The organism is Streptomyces sp. NPDC001401 (assembly GCF_042895385.1).
Taxonomy (GTDB): Bacteria; Actinomycetota; Actinomycetes; order Streptomycetales; family Streptomycetaceae; genus Streptomyces.
Genome location: NZ_JBIAWI010000016.1, coordinates 174,601 through 199,303, shown reverse-complemented (window position 1 = coordinate 199,303; position 24,703 = coordinate 174,601). Strand labels below are relative to the sequence as shown.

The window sequence follows — 24,703 nt, the reverse complement described above, 5'->3', positions numbered from 1 at the left end:
AGCAAGCACACGGCACACTGCACCGTAGGAAAGGCGCACACAGCGCACCGCACAGCAGGGAGAGCAAGGACCCACGTGGCGAGCGAGGAGGAGCGGTCCGTCGACGATCTGTTCGCGCAGCTGCCGCAGGACGGGCAGCGAGCGCTGGAACAGATCGGCATGGGGCTGCCGGAACTGCGTCGAATCGCCGCTCGCGAGGACGGCATGCGGCAGGTTCGCGGCATCCTCTCCGAGTTCGCCACCGCACCCGACCCGCGGCGGCCCGGCGACGACGAGGGACCGGCGCAGCGGGCCGCGGTGTGGCCGTGGGTGCGGCTGCTGCTGGTGTGTGTCGCCTCGGTCTTCGCCTGCCTGCTCTCCAGCCTGTTCATCGGCAAGGCGGCGGCGTTGGTGGGGCTTGCGCTCGTGCTGCTCGTGTTCTGGGTGGCTTTCAAGACGCGCAGTTCACATGGTGGTGTTGTCGCGCGGTGGCTCACCCTGGCCGCATATCTCATCCTGGTTTCCGTGGGTTCGTACTTCGCCAACGCCTGGTATTTGCAGGTGCGCGGGGAGGAACAGACAGTCGCCATCGCATCGCCGACCCATCAGTGGGCCCACGGGACCCGGGAGACGTACTGCAGGGTCCGGCTGAACGACGGCTCCGTCCATGAGGTGATCTCCAACAAGGAGAACTGTGCCGACCGAGTCGGGCAGAAGGTCATGGCCGTCGTCGATCCGGCAGGACACTACGAACCGTCCCTCGGCACGAAGTCCGATATCGGCGGTGTGCTCGAGGGTTACGTCTGCCTGGGTGCGGCCGCGGTCCTCGTCCTTGCTCCGGTGACTGCCGCGATGACGGGCCGGGCGAAGGAGGCGCGGAGCGCGGCATGAGCGAGGAGACGAACGAGACGAACTCGGCCACTACGGCCGACGCCACCAACCCCCACCCCGCACCCCCCTCCGACTACCGCCTCGCCGTCCCCGAAGGCTGGGAGCGCGTCGTCCTCGACCCCGACCGCTGGGGGTACCGGATAGACAAACTGGTCAACCGCGGGCTGCGCCGGACACAGGCGACCCCTCAGCTGAAGGCCGCGCTCGCGGAGCGGATGCGGGAGCAGGCCGCGGCCGCGCATGCGAACGGCGGCGTGGAGATGTACCTCGTCAACCAGGTCATCGGGCAGGTTCCGGTGTCCGCCGGGCTGGTCGTCACCCTCCTGCGGCCGCCCCCGGGCACCGCGGCCGGTGAGTTGTCCGACCTCGCTCTGTCCCTGGGGCGGGGCGACGGCGAGGTCACCCTGGTCGACCTGCCCGCCAGCCCGGCCGTACGCCACCGATACCGCCGTCTGCCCGCGGCCGACGACCCGGACGGCAACAAGCTGCCTGTCACGCACCTCGACATCCACCTCGCGGTGCCTCACAGCGAGCAGCGGCTGCTGCTGTCCTTCTCCACTCCGATGGAACCGCTGGCGGACGCGCTGGTGACCCTCTTCGACTCGATCGCCCGCACTCTGCAATGGATGGCCTGACATGCCCGAGTTCTCCGCGTCCACGGTCCGTATGCAGGCACCGGACGACGCCGTCTCCCTTCCGGTGCGCGAGCTGGTCGACCTGGATTCCTGGGCCGCGGACGCGGCACGGCTACGTGTGGGCCAGGGCGGCGACGCGCGGCTGATCGAGGCGCTCGCCGCCGAACTGCGTGAGGCCGCGCTGGACGCGCGCGGCCGCGGACCGGTCACCGCCCTCTCGTACGTCCCGGAGCCACGCCTCGGTGAACTGGCCCGCATCGAGCTCTCGGCGCTGGTCGCCGACGACACGTACCCGACGATGACCGTCGACCTCCTGCACCGCTACCTCACCACCCCCACGGCCGGCTCCTTCCGCCCGCCCGAGGCCGAACTCCGCGACCTGCCCGTCGGCCCGGCGGTCCGCGTCCGGCACGCGTACGTCCAGGAACCCGACCGGGACGGCAGCGGCACGGTCCTGGAGACCTGCGCCTACGGGATCGTGCCCGACGAGGAGTGGGGGCTGGTGCTGCTCACCTCGTGGCGGGCCCTCGCGCACACCGACGCCCTGTGCGCGCTGACCGACAGCGTCGCGCGGACGGTGACGGTCAGCTGAGCGAGCGCGTTAAGTCCCCCCGGTTGACCCGCTCCGCCAGGGACCCGTGCGACCCGAACGACCCGTACCCCGTGGCCGCCCACACACTCCGCTCCGCCGGCACCTCGAAGTACGGCACCGGGCTCCCGCCCTCCGCCACGTCCGTGAGGACCTCCGGCGCCCGGCGCGCACGCACAGCGGCGGCGCACTCGGGGCACACGGCCACCTGAACCCGGTCCCGGCGGCCCAGCGGGCGCCATGTCGCACGACGTACGGCGCGGCCGTGCAGGGGGTTGAAGAAGCAGAGGGGCAGGGCGGACCGGGAGCCTGCCAGGGCGTCGCGGCCCTCCGCCACCAGGGCCAGCACGCCCGCCAGGTCGGCCAGGCCGCGGGCGGCGTCGAGGACCGTGCCCGCGGCGGCGTAGGCGTCCAGGGCGTGCTGCAGGCCGGGGGTGCCGGACACGTCCGCCGCCTCGGCCGCCTCGCCGAGGGCCAGGACCTCCGCCTCCGCCCGGCGGCGCAGGGCCGCCTCGTCCGCGGCGCGGGCCGCCGCGAAGACGGCCTGTGGGTGGGCGAAGGGAGAAGGATGGGGCGTACGCCCATACCTCCTCGTACGGCGGTTTCGTACGAGGAGCAGGGCGCCGGCTGTCAGCAGCGCGAGCGTCGATACGGCCACCACGGTCGACCAACCGATCCAAGTACCTTGATCCGAGCCCGGTTTGGGGGAGGGCGAGGTCGAAGCCGGGGTCTCGCCTCTCAGGTCCTTCGTCGCCTCCTCGTACACCTTCGTGCCGTTGCCCTGCGCCACCAGTTGCACGGCCTTCGCTGCAAGGTCCGCCAGTCCCGCGTCCCGCATCTCGTCCAGGAACCCGACGGCGGACACGGCGTCATGTGTCTGGTGGGTGTCGCTCGGCCATTCGTAGCCGTTGAGGGAGTCGGCGAAGTCGCTGTCCGTCGTGATGAGGATGAGATTGCGCAGGCCCAGGCGGTCGCGGACGACCGCTGCCAGGTCGTCGGAGTCGCCGTTGAAGGCGTCGCCCTTGGTGAGCGGGGTGAGGACGACCTTGATCGGCAGGCCCGTCTTCCTGATCTGCTCGGCCAGTTTCCGCTGCCGCGCCTGCGGTACGGCGGTGGCGTATGCCGCGTCGACGTAGACGGGCGAGGTGCGCAGGGCGTTCGCGATGCGTTCGCCGAGGCTCGGGGCGTCGGTGTCCGCCGCTGCCCGGGCCGTGGTGGCGGAGACCGCCAGCAGCAGCACCGCCAGCAGCACAGCGGCCATGCGCCTCACGTCAGCGGACATGTACCCACTCCCTCACATCGTCGACCATCCGCGAGATCCCCCCGAGTAGGGCGTACAAGGGGCTGTCGTAGTCCTCGTACGGCACGCGCGTCCGCCGCCGCCCCCGGCCGTCCGGGGCAGGAAGTGTCAGCCACCGTTTGCGGACCTCGGACGCGTCGCGGCACACCTCGCAGACCGGGATTCGGGCCTTGCGGGCCGCCGCGGGGCCGTGCAGGGGGTTCACGGCACAGCACAGGTCGTTGTCGTCGCCCGCGAGGGCCTGGCGCGCCGCGCGGGCCAGGACGATGACCGTGACCAGGGTTGCGGGGTCCGCATGGCCGGACCGCCGAAGGGCGGTGTCGGGGTCGTCGTCGACCAGGAGCAGCGCCGCGTCGAAGCGGTCCCGGGCGCGGGAGTCCTCCCCGGTCCCGTCGGCGAACTCAGCTGCCAGAGCGCGGAGTTCGACCCGCGCCGTGTGCCGCAAATACGCCGCCGACGGCTCCCTCGGCGAGACCAGCGGCAGCGCCTGAGTCGGCAACGGCTCCTGATTGCGCCGCAGCAGAACCCGGCCGATGATCCCCAGCACACCCGTCATCAGGCCGAACAGCAGCGCGGCCGCGAGGGCGCCCATGGCCAGGCCCGGCCAGAAGTCGGTGGCGAACAGCGGGGGCAGGTCGTGCTCGGTGATCGGGCCCTCCGCGGGGGATGGATCGTCGGCGGTGGTCGGCTTGTCCGTGCGCTCGGTCTTGTCGAGGATGGTCATCAGGGCGTCGAGGCGTTCGCCCAAGAGGTAGTCGTCGGCCTTTTGCGCCCTGTCGTCCCCGTATGCGACGGAGTTCGGCAGGTCGAAGAGGAGGCTGTAACTATCCAGCCGCAGACCGAAGTTGAAGACATCGATGGAGCCGATCGCCGGGTCGGCGACGACGTACACCCCGTCCTTGCGCAGCTTGTCGTGGACCGCGGCGGCGAACGCCTCCCCGTCACCGCCCGATTCGTCCTCCGCCAGTTGCGGGACGAGTGAGACGAAGACCGGTCCACCGCCCTCGGACTTCTCGAACTTCCGGATGCGTGCGTGGAGCCGGTCCAGCCGGGTCGCGTCGAGGACCCGTCGGCTCTCCGGGTCCGCGTACACGGGGTCCTGCGCCAAGCCCGCCGCGACCCGGTCGATACGGGCAGTGAGGTCGGTCGCCCGGGGCGGGGGAGCCGCGCTCGACCTGGTCTGGTCAAAGGTGAGGGGGGCGCTCACAGCGATCGCGACGGCGGCGGCGAGGGCGAGCACGGGGGCCATCCAGCGGGTCGCACGGGCGCGGGACGCCGCCTTGGCCTTCCCTCCGGCCGCGGCATCCTTCCGGGCGGCTTTCCGGGCAACTCCCGGCAACTGGCGCCGCCACCGTCGTACGTACGGAAAGGTCAGCAGAATCAGCAGCGGTACGCCGGTGAGCAGGAACCCCGTGAGGAAGGACTGGTTGCGGCGGTCGGTCGGCCCGATGTACATGTTCGCGGGCTCTTCGCCGCCGCGGCCGTACTTCCCGCGCGCCGCCTCCGCCCGCGCCGCGGCTTTCGCGCTGCCCTGTGCGATGACGTCGGTGAACCGCTCGAAGCTGCACAACGGGCCTGCGTCATAAGGGAGTTCGTACGTCACGACGGTTTCGGCGTCGTCGGCAGGCGCGCGTACCCCGTAGGCCGTGGCCGCGGCGACCGACGAATCGTCGACCAGCACGTACAGCCCGTTCCTGCCGAGCCGGTCGTGGACGGCGGCGAGCAGGCCCTGGCTGTCGGTGAGCTGGACGGGGAGGACGAGCACGTAGGTGGGGACGCCGGTGCGCTTGGCCAGCCTGGCGAATTCTGGGGCCGTGGACCGGGGTATCTCGCGCGGGAGTTGGTCGGTGACGTAGACCGGGTTCGCCCGGAGGCGGTCGGCGAGGTAGGCGGCCTGGGAGACCGAAGTGCCGGGGGCCGCCGCACGGGCCGGGGCGGTGGCGACGGTGAAGACGGCGGCCAGGGCGCAGAGGGCGAGGAGCGCGCGTGCGGCATGGGTGCGTAGGGGGTGCAGCGGCCTGCCTGTGCCGTGTGCCGTGACTGCGCTCACCGCTGCATTCCCCCGTGTGCCGTCTGCTGATGTCGCTCGCGGCACTCTACTGAGTGCTTCGCTGGTGCGAAACGGCGTCTGGGGAGGCGCGTGCGCAGCTGGGGCACCGCGCGTTGCAGAGGGAGGCCGCGGGGCCAGAGCAGCCTTTGGGGTCCACGCGGCAGGACGCACCTTGAGGGGCTTATGTACGGCTGATACGGTGCGATGACTTGACACTCGCCCCAGCGATGGCTAATCGCCCAAGTCGGGCGGTACGTCCCATACATCCGGCAGGTTTGCATGTGTGCGGACGCTGGTGGAGTGTCCGAATGTGCAGGGAATTTGCCGAACGTGGCAGACGACATCCTGGGTGTACGGGGAGCGGTTGCGTGAAGATCCAAGAGCGTGCGGGGGCGGGCGCGGGACGTTTCGCCGCTCCGGCTCAGCCGCCGGTCGGCGACCGGCTTCCCACGCCGCCTCGCGAGCGCAAACCCGCGCTGGCCGCACTGGCGGTGCTGCTCATCCTGGTCGGCGCGCTGGGCGCGACGATGCTCGTGCTGCAGGCCGGGAACCGGATCGAGGTCGTCAAGGTAACGCAGGAGATCCCCGCGGGCGGGTCGGTCACCGGCAGCAACGTGACCTCGGTCATGGTTGCCGAGGACAGCAGCATCAACTACGTCCGGTGGTCTCAGTTGGACCAGCTGAAGAAGCTGAAGGCTATCAGCGCCATCCCGGCCGGGGCCGTGGCCGTCGGCGAGATGTTCGGTGACCAGGCCGGCGTCAGCGCGGGCAAAGCTCTCGTCGGGCTCTCCCTCAAGGCGGGCCAGTACCCGACCAGCATCGAGTCCGGAGACGTCGTCGCCGCCTACCGTGTCACCAGCGACAGCAGTTCCAACTCCGGCTCCGGCTCTTCGTCTTCTTCTTCGAGTGGCAGCAACGCGCTGATCGTCGCCCGGGCCACCGTCAGCGATGTCCCCAAGGACAGCGGCGACCTCGTCAGCAGCACGAACAAGGCGATCACGCTGAGCGTCGACGCCGACAAGGCCGCTGCCCTCGCCCAGGCCGCCTCCAACAACCAGGTGGCCCTCGTGCTCGTCTCCGGTAACTAGAAGGCGGCTCAAGCAAACCATGGCCCTCATCGCCCTCGCCGCCGACAAGGGTTCCCCCGGCGTCACCACCGCGGCCGTCGCCCTCGCGGCGGTCTGGCCGCGTCGTGCCCTGCTCGCCGAGGCCGACCCGGCCGGCGGTGATCTCGTCTATCGCAGCACCGCCGCGCACGGCGGACCGCTCAACCCCAACACCGGCATGCTGTCCATCGCCGCCACCGCCCGCCGCGGGCTCGTACCCGACCAACTCTGGGATCACGTCCAGCCGGTGAGCGGCGGCCTGGAAGTCCTCGTTGGCCTCGGCATCGCCGAGCAGGCCGCCGGGCTCGCCGGCTTGTGGCCCACCCTGGGGCGCGCCTTCGCCTCGCTCGCCGACTCCCCGCACGCGCCCGCCGATGTCATCGCCGACTGCGGACGGATCAGTGGGGACACACCCGCAGTCGAGCTGTTCCCGCACGCCGCCCTCGTACTGCTCCTCTCCCGTACCGAGCCCGAAGCCATCGCCCGCGTCCGTGACCGCGCCGCCGCCCTGGCCGCCAAGCTGCACGGAGGCCCGCGCGGTGCCGTAAGCCTGGCCACCCCGCTGATCGGGGTCGTTCTCGTCGCCGACCCGAACAACGCCGGCCGGATCGCGGGCCAGGTCAACGACATGCTTATCCACGCCCAGACCGGTGCCCGCGTCGTCGGCACCATCGCCGACGACCCCGCCGGAGCCGACCAGCTGGCCGGCCGCAGGCGCGGTCGCCTCGACAAGTCGCTGCTCATCCGGTCGGCCCGCAAGGTCACCGCGGATCTGTACCAGCAGTACGGCGCCGCATGGTCCGTACCCGCCCACGGTCAGGTCAACGGGCATGCGGGGGCCGCGGGATGACCGCTGTCGACCATCAGCTCGTCAAGCGGTTCCGGCAGGACGCCGGTGACCGCATCGCCGAGCAGCGTCGCGTCGACCAGGCCAGCGGCGTCACGCCGATGTCCACCGAGGACGAGCGGCACTATGCCCGTGCGGTCATAGCCCAGATCCTGGAGGAGTATGCCCGGACGGAGATCAACGCCGGGCGTACCCCCCTCGACGCCGAGACCGAGGAGCAGTACGCGGCCGCCGTGCACGCCGCCCTCTTCGGCGTGGGCCGGCTACAGCCGCTGCTGGATGACCCCGAGGTCGAGAACATCGACATCAACGGGTGCGACCAGGTGTTCGTCGGGTATGCGGACGGCCGGGAGTCCAAGGGGGATCCCGTCGCCGAGAGCGACGAGGAGCTCATCGAGCTGATCCAGGTGCTGGGTGCGTACTCGGGTCTGTCCTCCCGTCCCTTCGACTCCGCGAACCCGCAGCTCGACCTCCGGCTGCCTGACGGCTCGCGTCTGTCGGCGGTCATGGACGTGGCCCGGCGCCCCGCGCTCTCCATCCGCCGCGCCCGCATGGGCAAGGTCTTCCTCTCCGACCTCGTCGGCAACGGCACCATCGCCCCCGAGGTCGCCCACTTCCTGGCCTGCGCGGTCCGCGCCCGCAAGAACATCATGATCGCGGGTGCCACGAACGCCGGTAAGACGACGCTCCTCAGGGCCCTCGCGAACGAGATTCCGCCGCATGAGCGCCTCATCACTGTCGAGCGCGCCCTTGAGCTCGGGCTCGACACCTTCCCCGAACTCCACCCCAACGTCGTGGCGTTCGAGGAGCGGCTGCCCAACTCCGAGGGGCAGGGCGCCATTTCGATGGCCGAGCTGGTCCGCCGCTCCCTCCGTATGAACCCCTCGCGCGTCATCGTCGGTGAGGTCCTCGGCGACGAGATCGTGACCATGCTGAACGCGATGTCGCAGGGTAACGACGGATCGCTCTCCACGATCCACGCCAACAGCTCCAGCGAGGTCTTCAACCGTATTTCCACCTACGCCCTGCAAGCCTCCGAGCGACTGCCCATCGAGGCCAGCCAGATGCTGATCGCGGGCGCGGTGAACTTCGTCGTCTTCATCCAGCGGCGCAACAACTTCCAGACAGGCGGCCGCCTCCAGCGCATGGTCACCTCCGTCCGCGAGGTCAATGGCGTCGACGGCCGCGTGCTGTCCAGCGAGGTGTTCGCCGAAGCCGCCGACGGACGGATCGTCCCGCACGCGCCCATCGCCTGCCTGGAGGACCTGATCGCGCAGGGCTACCGGCCCACCGGAACGTGGGGGTGACATGACGTACGAGGCTCTCGGCTCGCTAGGATCTCTCGGCTCGATGGGCGGCCTGTTCTCTACCACCGTCCTGTACTCGGTCGGCTGCGGTGTCGCCGTCGGCGGCGGACTCGCGCTGTTCGTGATCGCCGTACGCGGACTGCCCGCCAAGCCCGACCACGAGAAGCAGAAGGCGGCCGAGCGGGCGAGCGAGTTGATCCGGTTCGCCGGGCAGCGCGGCTCGTTGGCCGCCATCATCGGCCTGGCCGTTCTGCTGCTGACCCGCTGGGCGGTGGCCGGACTGGCGGCCGGTGTTCTCGTCTTCTTCTGGGACCGCCTCTTCGGCGGCGCCGCGGAGGAACGGGCCGCCATGCGCCGGGTGGAGGCCCTGGCGTCCTGGACGGAGTCGCTGCGCGACACGATCGCGGGCGCAGTGGGTCTGGAGCAGGCCATCCCGGCGTCCGCCCGCGCGGCGGCGCCGGTCCTGCGCCCTCACCTGGACGCGCTCGTCGACCGCCTGCGCTCGCGCACCCCGCTCCCCCACGCGCTCCAGCAGCTCGGCGACGAGATCGACGACGCGTCCGCGGACATCATCATCGCGGCGTTGATCCTCAACTCCCGGCTGCGCGGCCCGGGTCTGCGACAAGTCCTGGGCGCGCTGGCCAAGTCGGCGCGTGAGGAAGTGGACATGCGGCAGCGCGTGATGGCGCAGCGGGCTTCGACCCGGCGGTCAGTGCAGATCGTTGTTGCCGTCTCGATCGCCTTCGTCCTCGGCCTGTCCGTCTTCAACCGCGACTTCGTGGCGCCGTACGGCACAGCCGTCGGCCAGCTCGTACTCGCCTGCGTCTGCGGGCTGTTCGGGCTCGGCTTCTGGTGGCTGCGCAAGCTGTCGACCATCGAGACGCCAGAACGCTTCCTGGTCCGGGACGAGTCGGCCGTGCAGTTCGTGCGCCCGCGGATGCCCGCACAGCCGGAAGAGGGGGTACGACGGTGAACCTGACGATGCCGGTCGTCGTCGGCGCGGTTCTCGGCCTCGGCGTCTACGCTCTCGTACGCGCCCTGATGCCGTCCAAGCGCAGTGCCGTCGCGCAGGTCGCGCGGATCGACGCGATGCGGGCTCGCGGGGCGGCGTATGAGTCGGCGACGCAGACCACGGCCCGCAAGGGCCCCCTCGGCTCGCTGCGGGCCGAAGTCGGCGCGCGTGTCTCCGAGTTCTACTTGCAGCAGGGCTGGGAGCAGCGCTCGCTGCGGGCCGATCTGGCCGTCCTGGATCGCAGCTGGGAGAACTTCCTGGCGACCAAGGTCCTGCTGGGCGTGGCCGGCCTGTTCTTCGGCCCGTTCCTGTTCGCGGTCGTGTGGACCATGGGCTTCGGCAGCAGCCCGATCATCCCCGTCTGGCTGGCACTGGTCTGTGCGGCCCTGTTCTTCTTCCTCCCCGACCTGGAGGTACGACGGGACGCGGCCGACAAGCGTCGGGACCTGCGGCGTGTGATCGGGGCGTACCTGGACCTGGTGGCGATGAGCCTGGCGGGCGGACGCGGTCTGCCGGAGGCGCTCATGGCCGCAGCCGAAGTCTCGGACGGCTGGGCCACCCAGCGCATCCGCAACGCCCTCGCCGACGCTCGCATCACGGGCATCAGCCAGTGGCAGGCGCTGGGGCAACTCGGCGAGGAGATCGGCGTCGAGGAGCTGAAGGATCTGTCTGCGTCGCTCGCCCTGGTCGCCGACGACGGCGCGAAGGTACGCGAGTCCCTCGCCTCCCGCGCCGAGACCATGCGGCACCGCGAACTCGCCGAGATCGAGGGCAGCGCGGGCGAGAAGTCGCAGTCGATGCTAGTGGCGCAGCTGCTGCTGTGCGCCGGCTTCCTCGTGTTCCTGATCTTTCCGGCGGCGATGCGGGTGTTCCAGATGTCGTAAGCCGTTTCCAGAACTTCCTGAACCGATTGCGAAATTGCGAGAGGACCACGCGTCATGAACGCACGTAACTTCCACACCGGCATCCCGCCCCTGGACTTCCTTGTCACCTTCTTGCAGAGCCGCGTGCAGCGGGCGCGGTCTCAGGGGCTGGACCGCGGGGCCTCCGCGGTCGAGTGGGTCATCATCTCGGCGGTCGTGGTGGCGATCGTCGGCGTGGTGGCCGCGATCATCAACGCCGCGCTCACCGAGGGCGCCAACAAGGTCGGCGACTGCATCAAGGGCGCCAGCGCGTCCAAGACCTGCTGAGCGTTCGTACAGATTCAACGGACTCAACAGATTCAACGGGGTTGTCGGTGCGCGTTCGTCGCTGGATACGCCGCCGGGTGGAGGCCGCTTCCGCCCGCGGTGACTCCGGCATGACCGCGATCGAGTTCGTGTTTCTCACGCCGGTCCTGTTCTTCATGATCTTCGCGACGGTGCAGTTCGCGTTGTACTTCTTCGCCGACCACGTGGCCCAGGCGGCGGCCCAGGCCGGCGCCCGCAAGGCGCGTGCCACGGCCGATGCCCAGCCGGGTGCGTGGCGGGGCGAGGCACGGGACGTGGTGGACAGCTACATCAGCCAGCTGGGCCCGCAGCTCGTGCTGTCGCCGAACGTCACGATGCTGCAGCCGGAGCAGAACACGGTCGGCGTGGAGATCTCGGCACGGGTGCCGACTGTGTTCCCGGGACTGGACCTGACGGTGCACGCACAGTCGGAGGGGCCGGTGGAGAGGTTCGTGCGGGACCAATGAGATTCGCTGCCTTCTCCGCCTTCTCTGCCCGGCGCGACCGCTTCTCCCGACTGCGGGACGACCGGGGGCTGTCCACCGTTGAAGTCGTGATCCTCGCCCCAGTAATGATCCTCTTCATCCTGGTGCTGGTGGCCTTCGGACAACTCGTGGACGGCCGCGGCGCGATCGACGGGGCAGCGCGCGACGCGGCCCGCGCCGGCTCGATCCAGAAGGACCACGCCACGGCGCTGTCCGAGGCGAAGAAGGCGGCGGAGGCGGATCTCGCAGACGTCTGCTCGGGCCCGGTGTCCGTCGTACAGACCAGCCAGGGCTTCAAGCCGGACACCATCTTCACGGTCGAGGTCACCTGCAGGATCCGGGGCCTGGCGATGCTCGGCCTGAATGTCCCGACGACACTGTCGGCGAGCTTCAGCTCCCCGCTGGACCCGTTCCGGAGGACAGCGTGATCGGCGCGATCGGTGTACGGGACTTCGTGCGCGCGTGGCTGTCCTCCCGCTGCGCCCGCCTGGACGACCGTGGCTCGGGTGCCGGTGCGGTCATCATCTTCGCGCTCGTCTTCCTGTCACTGGCGGCCTTCGTCATAGACGGCGGCATGTCCATCTCGAAGCGGGAGCGCGCGGCGGACATCGCCGAACAGGCGGCCCGTTACGCCGCCCAGGACATCGACCGCAATGCCCTCTACGAGAACCAGGGCGGCGCCGCCCCCATCAAGTACCAGGACTGCGACGCCCGCGTGAAGGCCTTCGCCCGCGAAATGGACATGTCCGGCGCGGACGTCGCGGCTACCCACTGCGTGGCGGCCGACGCCGAACAGGTCCAGGTCGAGGTGCAGTTGACGTACGCACCCGTCTTCACCGGGATGTTCTACGGCGGTGACGTGGTCGTCCACGGGCAGGCGGTGGCGGAGAACGAGGTCGGCTGAGCTTGCCCCTTCGACGTCGCACATACGAGTTCATAAGAACTCTGTAGGCTCAATTCACCTCACACATCCTCACAGATCTCACCGTCCGCCCCGCTACCCGAGGACACCCGCCATGCCGCGAACGCCCCAGCCCGTCCACATCCGGCGGCGTACCTTCGGGGACTTCGTCAAGGCATTCTTCGCGTTCGTCGCGCTGCTCGTCCTGGTCGTGGGCGTACCGGGCGCGCTGGCGGTGTCCGTGGGGTGGCCGCTGCCGAGCAGGTTCGAGCCGGTGCAGTGGCTCCAGAACCCCATCACCGTCGGGACCTTCCTGCACATCCTGACCGTGATCGTCTGGCTCGCCTGGGCCCAATTCACCGCCTGCGTCCTCGTCGAGGTCAAGGCCGCGCTCTCCGGAGTCGGCATCCCCGGGCGCGTTCCCGGCGCCGGCCCCAGCCAGCTGCTCGCCCGGCAGCTCGTCGCCGCGCTGCTGCTGGTCGGTGCCACCGCGGCAAGCCTCACACCGGGGCTGTCGCAGTTCGGGCACAGCCTGGAGGGGAATCAGAAGCCCACGGTCGCGGCTGCCCAGCAGACCCCGGGACTCTTCGCCCAGCAGCAGGAGCAGGCCGCCAGTACCGGCACTGCCCTCGCCGAGCAAGCCTCCCACGCCGCAGCACAGGCGGACAGCGGTACCAGCGGTACCGCCAAGCACGGTGAGACGAAGTACTACCGCATCCAGCCACCCGAGGGGCGTCACCACGACACCCTCTGGGAGGTCGCCCAGCGGCACCTCGGCGACGGGCGCCGGTACAAGGAGATCTACCAGCTCAACAAGGACCGGATCCAACCGGACGGCTCCAAGCTGTCCGAGGCCAGTCTGATCCGACCCGGATGGATCATGGAGATGCCGGGCGACGCGCACGGCGGCGAACTCGTCGAGATGCCCGACGCTCACGCCCCTGTGTCGCACGAAGTTCAGCAGCAGATCCACGACTACGCCAAGACTGGGGACCATGCGCAGGGTCGTGGCGACCGGGACACCCAGCAGTTCTCCGTACCCCAGCAGCCGCTCGCCCCTCACGAACAGCGCCACCAGCACGCCACCCCGGCAACCTCCGCGGCCTCCGAGTCCGACAACCACTCCTTCGGCCTCCCCGAAGCCCTCCTCGCCGCCCCCCTCCTCGCCGCCGGTCTCCTCGGCGCCCTCGGCCGCCGGCGCCGACAGGCGCTGTGGCAGTCGGCGTTCGGGGCGGTCGGCGGGCGGCGCGGAATGGAGCCGCCCACGCCGACGGGTGCGGCCGCCGATGCCCAGGACGCGCTTCTGGTCGGCGCCGACCCCGAAGGCGTACGACTGCTCGACCGGTCCCTACGCGGACTGGCCGCGTCCCTCGCCGCCGAGTCGCGCGCGCTGCCTACCGTGTACGCGGCCTGGCTGAGCAACGGCGACCTGCACCTGCAGCTCGCGCAGCCCGCGGGCAAGCCGCCCACCCCCTGGCGGCTCGGGCAGGACCAGACGTTCTGGATGCTGGCCCGCACCGACGCCGAGCGTTACGAGGACGCCGACACCGCCGCGCCCTACCCCGGTCTCGTCAGCCTCGGCACCATGGACGGCTCCCGGCTTCTGCTCAACCTCGAGTCCGTGCCCGGCATCGTCTCCCTCCGCGGCCGTGAGGCCGACCGGGCCGCCGTGTTCGCCTCCGTCGCCGCCGAACTCGCCACCAACGGGTGGTCGGACCGCATGACGATCACGCTCGTCGGCTTCGGCGAGAACCTCACCCCGCTCGCCCCCAACCGGCTCCGCCACCTCGACGACATCACGGCCCTCATCGAGACCATGGAGGCAGAGACGCGGCAGCGGCGGGGGGCGCTGGGGGCTGCGGGGCATGACTCGGTCCTCACCGGGCGTACCGGGCCCGCCCAGCACACGCGTTGGGCGCCGCACCTCGTCCTCCTCGCCGCCCAGCCCTCCGCCGAGGACGCCGTCAAGCTCGCCGAACTCGCCGCCGACGCAAGCCGCTTGGGCATCGGCTACCTCGTCGGCAAGGAGTCCGGCGATCTGCCCGGTGCCGCCTGGGAGATGGAGATCACCAGCGAGGGCAAGCTGCTCGCACCCCTCCTCGGCCTCGAACTCGACGCCCAGCTCCTGCCGGTCACCCAACAGCGTGCCGTCGTCGAGCTGTTCGTCGAGGCCGACCCCGAGGGCGATCCCCAAGGCCCCACACCCACCCCGCCGCTCCTCGTCGACATCAGCGAGCAGGGGCGGCCCGCGGTATACGCGCGGCTCGTCGGGTCGTACGAGATCATCGGCCTCGACACCCCGGACGGGGAGCGCAGCGCGCTCCTCCACGAGGCCTTGGCCCTGCTGCTTCTGCACCGTGAAGGCGTACACCCGCGCGTGCTCGCATCTGCCCTGTGGCCGCGGGGAGTTACCGAGGACGTGCGCGACGCGCTGCTGACACGGCTGAGCACGTGGCTCGGCGCCGGCCCGGACGGCAACCCGCGGCTGCGTACCGACGCGACCGGGCGGCTCACCCTCGACAAGGCCGTCGTATCGGACCTCGACGTGCTGCGGTCGCTGTACCACGAGGCCACGCAGGGCAAGGGCGCAAGCAGCCGGACCGTGCGCGGGCGGCTGCTCACCGACGCGCTGGCGCTGGTGCGCGGACCGCTACTCGCCGACCGGCCCGAGGGCCGTTACCGCTGGCTCACACACGAGATCGTCGACGCCCAACTCCCGCTGCTCGTTGCGGACATCGGGCTCGCGCTGTCCGCCTTCCACCTGGAGAAGGACCACACGGAGAAGGCCATCGAAGCCCTCACCGCGGCACTCAACTCCGCACCCGGCGACGAGCGGCTGTGGAACGAGCTACTGCGCGCCACCCACGCCACCGGCGACACCGGCCGGCTCCAGGCACTCGCCTCCGATCTCATCAACCGCAGCAGTCAGCGGGGGCTGCCGCCGCGCACTGAGGCGCTGCTCGATGAGCTGCTGCCGTCGTGGCGCAGCGGCGTCGCTACAGCGGGATGAGTACGGGGCTGTTAACCGCGGTCCAGCCGGACAGCAGGTCCCAGTGCCCGCTCACGAGATCGGCGGCCTGCCTCGACGGCAGCATCCGCGCGGTAATCACCCGCGAGTACCCGGCCACCATCACCAGCACCGGCGGGCGCCCGGTCTGCCCCAAACCCATCGGCCGACAGTGTCGGTCGGCAGCCGGGTGAATCTTGGAGGTCAGCCCGCCGCCAGACCGGCCGCTCCCCGGCACGCGGGACATCGTGCGCTTCAGCTCACGGCCGTCGACTGTTCCGCAGCGGCGAGCACTGATAGCGCAGCCCCTTGCCCACGATCCGGAACCGCTCGCGACCGGCGGCCGAGAACGGGTTGGGCAGCTCGAACACCTGACGGTGCTCCGGGTCCAGGGCGGAGGTGATCAGCAGGATCCGGTACCGACCGCCACGCGCGTGGGTGCGCGCGGCATCCACCTCGGACGGCCCGAGCTCGAACTCCACGCGCTCACCGACGGGTTCGCTCAGCGCCTTCACCTCGTACAGCCGTGTGGTGTCACGCCAGGCGACCTCGAAGTCGTACCCCAGGCTGTCCGATGCCTCCCGGTCGCCGTTGATGACCGCGGCGTACCCCGACCGCCAGCGCACCTCGGGGTAATGGCGCTGGAGCCAGGCCCGTGCCGCGACCTCCCCGACCAGACCGATGGCCGACCGCTGGTCCTCACTCACCTGGTGCAGACGGGCCACAACCACCCGCGACGTGCCGGAACTCCCGCCCCGCCCGGGCTGGGGCACCGGCGCGACCGTGTCCAGGCGTACCTTGCCGGACTGGGCGAGGAAGGCCTCGTCGACGGTCCTGGAGGCTAGGTCCGCGATGGCGGAGAAGTGGTCGCGTCCCACGGCGACCTCCTTCTCGCCGATCATGATCGTGGCCGGACCCGCCCCGCGTGATCCGGCGGTGCCCTGCGGCGGTCCGGTCCGGGGCGCCAGGTCGGCGGGGGCGAGGCCGAGGAGCCCCGCGTCGGCGGTGAGCGGCATGCCGGTCGGCCAGCCCACACCGCGCCGCACCACGTCGAGCAGTTGTCCCTCGCTCAGCTCGATGAGGTCGCTCAGGCCGGAGCCGTCGAGGAAGGTCCGCGCCTCCAGCAGGGGCGCGCCCTGCCAGCCGGTCGGCACGGGTGCTCCGTGCCGGCGGCACCAGGCGGAAACCAGCCGGGCCAGCGCCGGAACCAGGGGGTCCAGTGCGGCGGTGTTGAGTTCGCGGAGCCGGTCGACGGGCGGGAGATCGGTGGTTCGGCCGAGATCGTCGTCGGCGCCGTGCGAGCGCAGCCATGCCTGTGTCCTGGCCCGCATCTCATTCTCGGGCGGGGTGACGAACCGGGGCAGCCAGTCGGGGTCCGGCAGCAGGTCGTGGAGTCGACGGGCCCCGGCGTACACGGAGAGGTCCGCGCCGTCGCGGGCCGCCGCTACGTACCGTTCCCGCAGCCGGTCCACCAGGGTGCCGGCGTGGCCGCGTACAAAGTCGCCGAAGGCTTGCTCGTGGAGATCGGGGTGGGAGTAGGGGGCGTAGCCGGGGCCGAGCGTGGTGAGCGCCTCGTTGAACCGCTGGAAGTCCAGGCCGAGTTCGTCGCGGAGTTCGGCCGGTGTGGTGCAGGAGCGGGCGAGGGCGACGAGTTCGGCGGCCGACACGGGCAGCGAGACGGTGTACCGGCCGACGATCTGGACGAGTTCGTCCTCGCATGCCGCGCGGTCGAGCGCCCGCGCGCTCTCCTCGTCCCATGCAGAGCCGAGGAGACAGCACAGGGCCGGGCGCAGCAGTCGTACCGTGTCGTGCACGTCTCCCGTGAGATTGCGTCTGATCTCGGCGACCTTGGCCTCGGTCGTGTCCAGTGCCATCGCCAGGGTGCGGTCGTCGATCCTTTCCGGATCATGGGTGTCGAGCTGCCGTTCCAGCTTGACCAGGACCAGCTCCAGGGCGTCCTGCAGCCCCGGCCTGCCCAGCAGTTGGGCGAGCGCGGACGTGCACGCCTGCAGTTCGTCCCAGCCCTCCTCGCTGCGCCAGACGACGATCGCGGGATGGTCGGCGTCCGGCAGCGGCAGAGCGCGCGTGGTCGGCGGTGGTTCGGTGAGCACGCCCGAGATGACGACCTCCACCTCATCGGCCCGGACGACACGCACGGTGCGCAGCCGCTCCAGCAGGGCCCGCACACCGCGCTCGCTGCGGCGCAGGAACGCCCCGGACTTCAGTTCCACGGCCAGGGCCACCACCGTGACGAGCCATTCCCTGCCGTAGATGAGCGTGTCGGCGTGTCCGGTGGGGGTGATCGGTTCGCCGTCGCGGTGGCGGACCTGCACATCGGTCGCCGACGTGCGCAGGGTGCGGATGCCGTGCGCGTCGGCCATCTCCACGATGGCGTCCCCGCTCTCCGGTCCGGCGACCAGGACGGGATGGCCCGCCAATTCGACGAGTGCCTCCTTCAGCGGCGCCTGCTCGTCACAGACATGCACGGGCATGTCCTCGGCCGCCGGTACGAAGGTGCCGAGGGCGTTGCCGCGACTGACCACGAGCCGTACCTCCTCACCAGGGAGCCACGGCCAGCAGGCGTTCTGCGCGAGGTACGACCACGCCCGCCCGTAGTGCTTCTTGAAGGAGACGCTGAGGTACGACGGCACGTCGCCCCGGTGGAGGATCTCACCGAGGTGCTGGACGGCCGCTCCGGCGTGCCGCGGGTCCTCCCAGCTCCGCAGCCCGCACCGGCGAAGCCTCGCAGCCGCGGCCTTGTCGCCGAGCAGCCGCCGGGTCTGCAGCGGCAACGAGGGGACGAAGCCAGGCAGTTCCCCGTCGGTGCTGAACCACGCCTCGCCGGGGGTGACGAAGGCCGGGCCGTCCGACTCGGCCTCCTCCACCGGAAGCCAGGGCGTGCGGCGGAGGAAGGACGCGAACGGAGTGGGCCAGGAGTGCTCGTCCCTCTTGTGCGGGTGCTCGGGCCGGTACACGGTGACGTCGAACACCTCGTCGCCCCAGGTGCGGAACCCCAGGATGAGCAGTTCGGCGAACTCCCGCCGTGCGGTGGGCCCGAGGCCCGCCACCTCGGTCGCTCCCGGAAGATGGGCCAGTGGCCGCTGGAACGCGTAGGGCGTCCACGGGTGGGCGAACTTGGTCCACCGGGACCGTACGTCCGCCGTCCACACAGGCCCCAGGTCGTCGCCGAGGCTGAACCGCTGGGCCAGGCCACGGGGTGCCAGATCGTTCCCCTGTTGGGCTCCCAGGCGGTCCCCGACAACGGACAGCCACAGTCCGTCGACCACGCCGACGGCCGTGAGGAATTCGAGGTACGCCTCCCGGTCCCGGACCGGCGCGGGCCAGTCGTCGGGGCCGCTGATCCAGTGCCGCCGCTGGTCCGCCAGCTCGGGGATCCGGGAACCGCCCGCTTTGAGGAACCTCTCCAGCCGTTGCGCGCCTTCGGTGCCCCAGCCCGGTGAGTACGAGCAGCGTGCCGCCCTCGCCCAGCCGCCATCGGCGAGCGGCACCCGGAAGGCGATCCGCGACAGCCGGTCGCGCTGCCCCGGCGTGAGCGCCGGGAACTGCCGCAGAGCGAAGGTGAGGGCGTCGCGGCTGAGGGCCTCCGAGGGCCGTGCCCCGAGCAAGTCGTGCAGCGCGTCGAGGACCTGGTCCAGCTGGTAGGAGCGGACCAGCCCGCCCCGCAGCAGGAAGTCCCGTCCGGGGCTCTCCCAGGTGATGTCGGGGTGGGTGAAGGAGATACGGCGTCGCAGCGCCTTGAGGTCACCGGGAACTCGGGTGACGGCGTCGGCGTGCTCGTCCCCGGGATGGAAGAAGACGGTGCCTTCCTTCTTGTCCTTCCTGCCGGGCTCCGCCGCACCGCCAAGCGCCGGTCGCAGGCCGCCGTCCTGGTCGAGGATGATCCGCCGACCCCGCAACGCGGTGTGCTGGCCGACGAAGGCCTGGGCCACGTCGTTGTAGAAGTCCGCCCAACGCGGGCTCGTCGACTCACCGCCCTCGGCCCGGATCTCCTCGGCCACCGCCTCGACCCAGTCGGCGGTCCTCACCAGCGGAGGACGCATGGCCCTGGAGACGACCGCCTTGGCCAGCCGGTCGGCACGGGCGTGCCGGACCTGGCCCACGGAGGTGGCCAGCAGAGGGGCTCCGGCCCGGGCGAGCGCCTCGGCAGTGAGGACCCGCCAGGGGCGCCTGCCGTCCGGCCAGGCGTACGTGTCCCGCAGGGTGCCCCAGGACTCCCCGCCCTCCAGAGGGAGGATCGGCTCGGCGCCGAGCTGCCCGTTCAGCGCCTTGTCGAGGCGGGCCGGAGCGTCCCAGCACATGAGGTCGAGCACGAGATGCCCCGCGCGGCCGTGTGCGGTCTCGGGACGCAGGCGCCGGGTCAAGTCCACGCAGAGAACGGCGAGTTGGTCGAGCAGCAGGTCGTTGAGCGCCACCGCCTCGCTGATCTCCAGACGAGCGAGCTTGGTGAAGAACGGAGCGTGTACATGGCCCGGGAACGGAGCGGAGGACGCCTCGGACATGGGAATGAAGGTGTACATCCGGCCGCTCCGCGACAGCGGCCAGTCCAGCCGGAGCGCGACACCGACCCACGCCTCGCCCTGCCAGTCCAGCCATTTCGCGTCGATCCCGTGGACCTCGACGCTGCGCTCGATCGCCACGCGTAGGGCCTCGGCCTCCAGGGTCCGACGCGCCAGCAGATAGCGCCCTGCATCGCCGAGGTCGACCTCGCTGATCCAGTCCGCCGACCGCGACTCGACCAGGTCGGAGCGGCGCTGGGCACGCGACAGCACACGCCGTGAGCCGCCGCCGTCCGCGTCACGGATCTCCACGACCAGCTCCCGTACCCGGTCGAGGAAGAGCAGCAGGGGCGCCTCGTCGTCCACCACCTCCGCGGCCTGCGCCACGACAAGGCCCCAGGCGTGGTCGTGGCGCAGCGGCAGCCGTACGACGGTCGAGAAGCTGTCCGCGGCGAGTTCCTTGAGTACGGGATCCGTGGCCTCGGCCGGCACCGGCAACGCCAGCGGGGAGATGTCCTGGATCACTCGGGCCGCGAGGGCCGTGTCGTCGACGATGGCGTGGATGTCGTCCGGCCGGGCGAAACGGAAGCAGTAGCCGTCGAACGAGTCGGAAGCGGGCGACGCCTTGGAGTAGATCTCGGGCCAGTCGGTCAGCTGCAGCACACTGCGGAAGCCGAGCCCCTTGTTCCCGATCCCTTCCCCCGCCCCCTTGCTGGAGAGGGCCAGTTCGGTGATGGCCTTGAAATTCTCCTCGGTGAATCCGGTCCCTTCGTTGGCGACGTACAGGACGCCGCCACCGTCCTCCTGGCGGATAGCCAGCACGGCGATCCTGCCGGTGCCCCCCACGGCCAGGGCGTCGTGTCCGTTCTGGATGAGCTCCAGAATCGTGCGGCCCTCGTACTCCTGGGCCGTGTCCTCGCTGACGGACTTCAGGCTCTCAGCGAAGCGCCAGTCTCCTCCCGCTCCGTCGAAGATCTCGATCCGCCGTCGTGTCAGGGCGGTGATCGCGTCCCCGAACCCCGCCCCTGATCCACTACCCCTCATCGGTGTGATGGCCGTTCCCCCCTCACTGAACCGACATGCCTGTGCGTGCCTGCCGGGAATCGTGCTCATCAGTGTGTCCGGAAGGGGGCACCAGCCACGTTTTCCGGCCAGTTCCTTGAAAGCTCACATGTCGACGCGAGAGGGGGCGGGGCCGGCTCCGTCCCCTGCGACGTCCGGGCACCCTCAGATGTGGTGAACGGCGAGACGACTGAAAGAAGCCCTTCGGCAGCCCGAATTGTCAGAGGCGGGTGCTAGGGCGCATATCGAGTCGCGATCAAACTGAACCGTTCCGGGTCGAATGGAGGCTCGATTCTCTGAGAGGATTGAGTCATGGCACGTCCCTCCCCTTACCCCGCTGAACTGCGCAAGCGTGCGGTCCGCATGGTCGCCGAGGTCCGCGGCGACTACCCCACCGAGTGGTCCGCGATGAAGGCCGTCGCGTCCAAGCTCGGCATCGGCGCGACCGAGACGCTGCGCACGTGGGTCCGCCAGGACCAGGTCGACAGCGGGAGTCGACCCGGGACGACCACGGAGGAGTCTGCGCAGGTCAAGGCGTTGAAGAAGGAGAACGCCGAACTGAAGCGGGCGAACGAGATCCTCAAGGCCGCGGCGAGTTTCTTCGCGGCCGAGCTCGACCGGCCACATCTGCGCTCGTAGCGTTCATCAACGAGCACCGGGCCCGCTTCGGCGGTGTCGAGCCGATCTGCAGAACACTCACCGAGCACGGCTGCAGCATCGCCCCCTCCACCTACTACGCCCACAAACAACGCCAGGAATCCCCCTCCGCCCGCAGCATGCGGGACGGGGAACTGAAGGTCCTGATCACGGAGATCTTCGACACCAACTACCGCGTATACGGAGCCAGGAAGATCTGGCGGCACCTGAACCGGCAGGGCCAAGCGGTGGCCCGCTGCACCGTCGAACGCCTCATGCGCGAGCTCGGCATCACCGGCGCGGTCCGTGGCAAGAAGGTCATCACCACGCTGGCCGATCCGGCCGCGACACGGGCCCCCGACCTCCTCGACCGCGACTTCGTCGCCGACGCGCCGAACCGCACCTGGGTCGCGGACTTCACCCACGTCGCGGCTTGGGCCGGCACCGTCTACGTCGCCTTCGTCGTGGACACCTTCTCCCGCCGCATCGTCGGCTGGTCCGCGGCAACCACCAAGCACACCGAACTCGTCCTGGCCGCCCTGGAGATGGCGCTCTGGCAGCGCGACCGGACGGGCACTCCGCCGCGGCGCGGGGAACTGGTCCATCACTCGGATGCGGGTTCGCAATACACGTCGTTCACGCTCGCCGAACACCTGGACCGGGACGGCATCGCGGCATCCATCGGATCGGTCGGCGACGCGTATGACAATGCGCTGATGGAGTCCACGATCGGCCTCTACAAGACCGAACTGATCAAGCCGCAACGGCCCTGGAAGACTCTGGCCCAGGTCGAGTTGGCGACCGCCGAGTGGGTGGACTGGTACAACTTCCGCCGCCTGCACGGTGAGATAGGCCACGTCCCGCCAGCCGAATACGAAGCCACCTACTACCTGACAGCGACAAAACCCCAGGTCACAAACAAGATCTAGAGTCTCCGGTCAACCCGGAACGGTTCAAACTGCCTGCTACATAAGCCGGTGATGGCCGCCTGCAGGGACTCGCGTGAGATCATCCGTCCATGAGCAGCGACCTGGAGCTGAGTGCTCTGGCGATCAATGTCATGATCCCGCAGGCGCTCCGCTGCACGGACACTCGACGCGGTGAAGCGTTCACGCTCAACGTCCGGCTTCTCCCGGACGGCAGCCTTGCCGCGAAGGCCTACGGCTGGCCCGTCGGTGGTGGTCGGGGCGCCTACGTCTCGTTCCCAGTCCCCGACAAACCCGAACTGGCGTCCCTGGGTCGCAGACGCTGCCAGCCGTGCCGGGAGGTTGTGGGCCGCCCATCGTGGTTTCGGCTGAGCCCAGTTCGACCCGATGGCGGACGGTTGCAGTCCCAGTTTTCGCTCCCGCGGCGCGGCCGGGGAGGATAGATCTTCTTGCATGACGCGAGTGCAACTGACGTATGAGGAATGGCAGTTCATCGGGCCGTACCTGCCTGTCGGCGAGTACGGCCCGTACCTCGGACGGCTGTGGCAGCAGTTCGAGGGTGTGATCTGGCGCTTCAAGACCGGCGGACAGTGGCGGGAGATACCGGCGTAGTTCGGTGCCTGGTCGACCGTCCACAACGGTTTCTGCGGCTCGAGCGGAGGGTTGCGTCCATGGAGATGGTGTACGGGTTCGACCTGATCCGGGGGTTTGCTCCGGCGTTGGGACGGTGCCCGCATAGATGAACGGCCACCGGCTGATCTTCGAAGTGTCGAAGCCTCGAAGGAGATCAGCACGATGACCGCACCGGACAGTCTGCCCCTGCACGCCCTCGCAGAAGACAACCTCGCCGCGGCGAGTCCCGATCTGCTGCGCGCGATGGTCAAAACGTTCGCCGACGCACTCATGTCCGCCGAGGCCGATGCCCTCTGCAATGCCGAATACGGGCAGGTCAGCGAGGAAAGAGTCAACCATCGCAACGGGTATCGCCCGCGCGAGTGGGACACGCGGGCCGGCACAGTCGAACTGGCCATCCCCAAGCTGCGCCAGGGCAGTTACTTCCCACACTGGCTACTGGAACGGCGTCGCCGGGCCGAGCAGGCCCTCATCTCGGTGGTCGCCACTGCCTACCTGCTGGGTGTATCCACCCGCCGGGTCGAGAAGCTCGCCGAGTCCCTCGGCGTCACCCAGCTGTCGAAGTCCCAGGTCTCGGCGATGGCCAAGCACCTCGACGAGCAGGTGGCCGCATTCCGCAACCGGCCCCTGGACCAAGGTCCTTACGCGTTCGTCTGGGTGGATGCGCTGACTCAGAAGGTCCGCGAGGGCGGCCGGATCATCAACGTCCACGCGCTGATCGCGGTCGGGGTCAACGCTGACGGCCACCGTGAGATCCTCGGCATCGACGTGGCCACCGCCGAGGACGGCGCCGGCTGGCTCGCCTTCCTGCGCTCACTGATCGCCCGCGGCCTCTCCGGCGTCCAACTGGTCATCTCCGACGCACATGCCGGTCTGGTGGACGCGATCGGCGCGGTCCTTCCGGGCGCTTCGTGGCAGCGATGCCGCACGCACTACGCCCGAAATCTACTGAGCCAGGTCCCCAAGTCGGCCCAGCCATGGGTGGCCACGCTGCTGCGGACCGTCTTCGAACAACCCGACACCGACGCGGTGAAGGCCCAGATGCGCCACGTCCTGGACGCTCTGGAAGCCAAGTTCCCCAAGGCCGCAGCCCACTTGGACACCGCTCAGCACGACCTGCTCGCCTTCACGGCCTTCCCGCGCGAGAGCTGGCGGCAGATCTGGTCCAACAATCCGCAGGAGAGGCTGAACAAGGAGATCCGCCGCCGCACCGACGTGGTCGGCATCTTCCCCGACCGCACCGCCTTGATCCGCCTGGTCGGCGCGGTCCTGGCCGAGCAGAACGACGAATGGACCGAAGCCCGCCGCTACATGGGACTCGACCTCCTGGCCAAGGCCCGCCTCCACCCGATCGAGTCAGAAACCGACGACACCGCCCTGCCCACCGAACTCACCGCATAGCCTCAAAACGAGATCACCGAGTGGCCGTCGATACACCACTCCAGCGGACGTGACCGAGCGGAGGCCAGCGCGCAGATGAGCTTCGCCTGACAGCAGCCGCCGATCACCACCGACAACGGCATGAAGCTGGGGTGCCGTATCCGCGGGACTCGTGATCTTGGTGCCAACTACCCCTGGGCCAACCAAAAATCCTCGTCACAACAGGGGGGAG

General features: G+C 70.0%; 19 protein-coding genes and 2 pseudogenes. 17 read left to right on the top strand and 4 right to left on the bottom strand.

The genetic code is table 11. From position 1 onward, the window contains the following. Window positions 1–75 precede the first annotated feature (75 nt). From ACFY10_RS40090 to ACFY10_RS40080, 3 genes are read left to right on the top strand one after another with little or no spacing between them, the layout of a single operon-like run. On the top strand, window positions 76–870 hold the full coding sequence (locus ACFY10_RS40090; RefSeq protein ID WP_390670221.1) for a hypothetical protein: 795 nt from the start codon (window positions 76–78) through the stop codon (window positions 868–870). Then, on the top strand, window positions 867–1,505 hold the full coding sequence (locus ACFY10_RS40085; RefSeq protein WP_390670220.1) for a hypothetical protein: 639 nt from the start codon (window positions 867–869) through the stop codon (window positions 1,503–1,505). Before ACFY10_RS40090 ends, ACFY10_RS40085 begins: the two co-directional genes overlap by 4 nt. A gap of 1 nt (window position 1,506) precedes the next feature. Then, the gene (locus ACFY10_RS40080) at window positions 1,507–2,097 is read left to right on the top strand and encodes a hypothetical protein (RefSeq protein WP_390670219.1); all 591 of its coding nucleotides are present in this window, start codon (window positions 1,507–1,509) and stop codon (window positions 2,095–2,097) included. Here ACFY10_RS40080 and ACFY10_RS40075 read toward each other — a convergent pair. Then, window positions 2,090–3,376: a hypothetical protein gene (locus ACFY10_RS40075; protein ID WP_390670218.1), complete on the bottom strand. Its 1,287-nt coding sequence runs from the start codon at window positions 3,374–3,376 to the stop codon at window positions 2,090–2,092. The two genes, ACFY10_RS40080 and ACFY10_RS40075, sit on opposite strands and share 8 nt — an antisense overlap. Further along, window positions 3,366–5,444: a hypothetical protein gene (locus tag ACFY10_RS40070; protein ID WP_390670217.1), complete on the bottom strand. Its 2,079-nt coding sequence runs from the start codon at window positions 5,442–5,444 to the stop codon at window positions 3,366–3,368. Before ACFY10_RS40070 ends, ACFY10_RS40075 begins: the two co-directional genes overlap by 11 nt. A gap of 368 nt (window positions 5,445–5,812) precedes the next feature. Here ACFY10_RS40070 and ACFY10_RS40065 point away from each other — a divergent pair, with 368 nt between their 5' ends. The 10 genes from ACFY10_RS40065 (at window position 5,813) to ACFY10_RS40020 (ending at window position 15,320) form a co-directional block, all read left to right on the top strand. Next, window positions 5,813–6,532 carry a hypothetical protein gene (locus ACFY10_RS40065; protein ID WP_390670216.1) on the top strand — a complete coding sequence of 240 codons (720 nt, stop codon included), beginning with the start codon at window positions 5,813–5,815 and terminating at the stop codon, window positions 6,530–6,532. A 19-nt stretch (window positions 6,533–6,551) separates the two neighbouring features. Continuing rightward, a complete protein-coding gene (locus tag ACFY10_RS40060) occupies window positions 6,552–7,400 on the top strand; it encodes a hypothetical protein (protein WP_390670215.1) in 849 nt (282 codons plus the stop codon). Beyond that, the gene (locus tag ACFY10_RS40055) at window positions 7,397–8,704 is read left to right on the top strand and encodes a CpaF family protein (RefSeq protein WP_390670214.1); all 1,308 of its coding nucleotides are present in this window, start codon (window positions 7,397–7,399) and stop codon (window positions 8,702–8,704) included. The genes ACFY10_RS40060 and ACFY10_RS40055 overlap by 4 nt, the downstream gene beginning before the upstream one ends. Before the next feature lie 43 nt (window positions 8,705–8,747). After that, the gene (locus ACFY10_RS40050; protein ID WP_390670278.1) at window positions 8,748–9,677 is read left to right on the top strand and encodes a type II secretion system F family protein; all 930 of its coding nucleotides are present in this window, start codon (window positions 8,748–8,750) and stop codon (window positions 9,675–9,677) included. Next, window positions 9,674–10,600 carry a type II secretion system F family protein gene (locus tag ACFY10_RS40045; RefSeq protein WP_390670213.1) on the top strand — a complete coding sequence of 309 codons (927 nt, stop codon included), beginning with the start codon at window positions 9,674–9,676 and terminating at the stop codon, window positions 10,598–10,600. Before ACFY10_RS40050 ends, ACFY10_RS40045 begins: the two co-directional genes overlap by 4 nt. A 54-nt stretch (window positions 10,601–10,654) precedes the next feature. Further along, window positions 10,655–10,906 (top strand): hypothetical protein, encoded by a 252-nt coding sequence (locus tag ACFY10_RS40040; RefSeq protein WP_390670212.1) that lies wholly within the window; start codon window positions 10,655–10,657, stop codon window positions 10,904–10,906. Between the two features lie 41 nt (window positions 10,907–10,947). Next, window positions 10,948–11,391, top strand: a complete 444-nt coding sequence (locus ACFY10_RS40035; protein ID WP_390670211.1) for a TadE family protein — start codon at window positions 10,948–10,950, stop codon at window positions 11,389–11,391. Beyond that, window positions 11,388–11,837, top strand: coding sequence for a TadE/TadG family type IV pilus assembly protein (locus tag ACFY10_RS40030; protein WP_390670210.1), 450 nt, complete (start codon window positions 11,388–11,390; stop codon window positions 11,835–11,837). Before ACFY10_RS40035 ends, ACFY10_RS40030 begins: the two co-directional genes overlap by 4 nt. Next, window positions 11,837–12,313, top strand: a complete 477-nt coding sequence (locus ACFY10_RS40025) for a pilus assembly protein TadG-related protein (RefSeq protein ID WP_390670277.1) — start codon at window positions 11,837–11,839, stop codon at window positions 12,311–12,313. The genes ACFY10_RS40030 and ACFY10_RS40025 overlap by 1 nt, the downstream gene beginning before the upstream one ends. Window positions 12,314–12,425: 112 nt before the next feature. After that, the gene (locus tag ACFY10_RS40020) at window positions 12,426–15,320 is read left to right on the top strand and encodes a BTAD domain-containing putative transcriptional regulator (RefSeq protein WP_390670208.1); all 2,895 of its coding nucleotides are present in this window, start codon (window positions 12,426–12,428) and stop codon (window positions 15,318–15,320) included. On the opposite strand, the gene ACFY10_RS40015 is transcribed toward ACFY10_RS40020, so the two are convergent. Together ACFY10_RS40015 and ACFY10_RS40010 are read right to left on the bottom strand one after the other, a co-directional pair. Beyond that, entirely contained in the window at window positions 15,307–15,480 is a 174-nt protein-coding gene (locus tag ACFY10_RS40015) for a hypothetical protein (protein WP_390670207.1), read from the bottom strand. The two genes, ACFY10_RS40020 and ACFY10_RS40015, sit on opposite strands and share 14 nt — an antisense overlap. A gap of 97 nt (window positions 15,481–15,577) precedes the next feature. Next, window positions 15,578–20,878 carry a sacsin N-terminal ATP-binding-like domain-containing protein gene (locus tag ACFY10_RS40010; protein WP_390670206.1) on the bottom strand — a complete coding sequence of 1,767 codons (5,301 nt, stop codon included), beginning with the start codon at window positions 20,876–20,878 and terminating at the stop codon, window positions 15,578–15,580. Between the two features lie 330 nt (window positions 20,879–21,208). Here ACFY10_RS40010 and ACFY10_RS40005 point away from each other — a divergent pair. From ACFY10_RS40005 to ACFY10_RS39990, 4 genes and pseudogenes are all read left to right on the top strand, one after another. Next, a protein-coding gene (locus tag ACFY10_RS40005; protein ID WP_390670205.1) for an IS3 family transposase occupies window positions 21,209–22,461 on the top strand; the annotation gives its coding sequence in 2 pieces (ribosomal slippage) (window positions 21,209–21,491 and window positions 21,491–22,461; 1,254 coding nt in all). 89 nt (window positions 22,462–22,550) lie between these two features. Beyond that, a pseudogene (locus tag ACFY10_RS40000) lies at window positions 22,551–22,830 on the top strand (hypothetical protein). Window positions 22,831–22,911: 81 nt separating this feature from the next. Next, a pseudogene (locus ACFY10_RS39995) lies at window positions 22,912–23,136 on the top strand (transposase); the annotation flags it as partial. Window positions 23,137–23,253: 117 nt separating this feature from the next. Continuing rightward, window positions 23,254–24,492 carry an IS256 family transposase gene (locus ACFY10_RS39990; protein ID WP_390670204.1) on the top strand — a complete coding sequence of 413 codons (1,239 nt, stop codon included), beginning with the start codon at window positions 23,254–23,256 and terminating at the stop codon, window positions 24,490–24,492. Window positions 24,493–24,703: the final 211 nt, after the last annotated feature.